Annotated in this window: 1 protein-coding gene and 2 pseudogenes; 2 read left to right on the top strand and 1 reads right to left on the bottom strand. The window is 69.8% G+C overall.

All coding sequences use genetic code 11. The annotated features are described in order from the left end of the window. Nucleotides 1–356, bottom strand: a pseudogene (locus GJ693_RS15875) (hypothetical protein); the annotation flags it as partial. A gap of 237 nt (nucleotides 357–593) precedes the next feature. Between GJ693_RS15875 and GJ693_RS15870 the strand changes: the two are divergent. Together GJ693_RS15870 and GJ693_RS15865 are read left to right on the top strand one after the other, a co-directional pair. Further along, complete coding sequence (locus tag GJ693_RS15870; RefSeq protein ID WP_156257199.1) at nucleotides 594–1,277, top strand: response regulator transcription factor; 684 nt, start codon at nucleotides 594–596, stop codon at nucleotides 1,275–1,277. Nucleotides 1,278–1,281: 4 nt separating this feature from the next. Then, a pseudogene (locus tag GJ693_RS15865) lies at nucleotides 1,282–1,629 on the top strand (hypothetical protein); the annotation flags it as partial.

Genomic DNA, 1,629 nt, shown 5'->3' with positions numbered 1-1,629 from the left:
TCCTGCCCGGCGGCGGCATAGCCGCTGGCGGCCGCAGCGATCCGCTCGCGGCGCTTGCCGCCCAGCTCGATCGGCTGGTCGATGCGCACGATCTGATCGGCGGTGCGGCTGGGCTGCGGCGTGAGGACACGGGAGCGCAACTGCGTCGCCTCATAACTGAGCACCGGGTTGGGCCGTGCGGCGGCGATGATGCGGGCGGCGGCGGCAGCAGCGCGGGCCTGGCGGGCGTGGATCACGTCGATATTGGCGCCCATCGCGGCATCGCGGGCGGCGCCCAGCGTGATCGGCACGGGATCGGAAACAGGTGCGGCCGGCCCGGTCAGGGGCGTAGACGGGCCGGCCGCAGTTTCTGCCATCGCCGTTCCGGGGGGAAGCAGGACGATGACAAGGGAGCACAGGGCAGCGCGGATCGACTGGTCCAGAGTGATCATGCGACGCCGTTCGTGTTCCCAACTGGCCACCAGGGGGATCAAGGTGGCTGGGCAGGCTCTAGGCCGGTCGGGGTTGCCGTTGCATGGTCGCTGGATGAATCATCCTTTAACTTGCGACGCAGATGCTTGGCAAAGCCGGCCAGCCGCGCGACGATGCTGCCCATGAGCCATAAAATCCTTGTGGTCGAAGACGATGCCACCACGGCCGATTTCATCCGGCGTGGCCTGAGCGAGGCCGGCTTCGGAGTCGAGGCGGCGATGACGGGGCGCGACGGGCTGTTCATGGCCAGTGATGCGGCCATCGATGCCATCGTGCTGGATCGCATGCTGCCGGGCATGGACGGCATGGCCGTGCTGGCCGCCTTGCGCGCCGCCGGGATCGCGACGCCAGTGTTGCTGCTTTCCGCGCTGGGCACGCCGGATGATCGGCTGACCGGGCTGGAGGCTGGCGCCGATGACTATCTGGCCAAGCCCTTCCTGCTCGGCGAACTGATCGCCCGGCTGCGACTGTTGCTGCGCCGGGGCCAGGCGGCGACCGGGCCGGCGACCACGCTGCGCTTTGCCGATCTGGAGATGGACCTGCTCGCCCGCCGGGTGAAGCGCGGCGGGCGCGTGGTCGCGCTGCAGCCGCGCGAGTTCCGCCTGCTCGAATATCTGCTGCGCCATCCTGACCAGGTGGTAACGCGCACCATGCTGCTGGAAGGCGTGTGGGATTATCATTTCGATCCCGGCACCAACGTCATCGATGTCCATGTCTCCAAGCTGCGCCGCAAGCTGGAGGAGGCCGGCGAGGCGCCGTTGCTGCACACGGTGCGCGGCGCTGGCTATCGGCTCGGGCTGGCGTGACGCGGTGATTGCCCGCTTCAGCCGGCTGCTCACCGCCTACAGCACGCGGCTGGTGCTGATGGCGTTCGGCGTGCAGCTGATCGTGCTGCTGCTCGCCATGTCCTATGTCTGGGTGTCGGCCAGCCGCGAGATTGCCGCCCGCGACCGGGCGGTGGTGGTGGGCCTGCGTGACGACATGCTGGCGGCCTGGCGGGTGGGCGGTGAGGCGGACCTGCGCGCCGTGATCGGCGCCCGCCTGTCGATCCAGCAGGAAGAGGATGTGGTGCTGCTCGCCGATGCCGCCGGCAACGCGCTGGCCGGCAACCTGCCCGGCCTGCCCGGCGGGCTGGTGGCCGGTGGCGGCTGGCAGGAG

Origin of the sequence: Sandarakinorhabdus oryzae (genome assembly GCF_009733735.1) — a bacterium.
GTDB classification, from domain to species: Bacteria; Pseudomonadota; Alphaproteobacteria; order Sphingomonadales; family Sphingomonadaceae; genus Sandarakinorhabdus; species Sandarakinorhabdus oryzae.
Note: the sequence above shows the minus strand (reverse complement) of the source record. Positions and strands in the feature narration are given on the sequence as shown.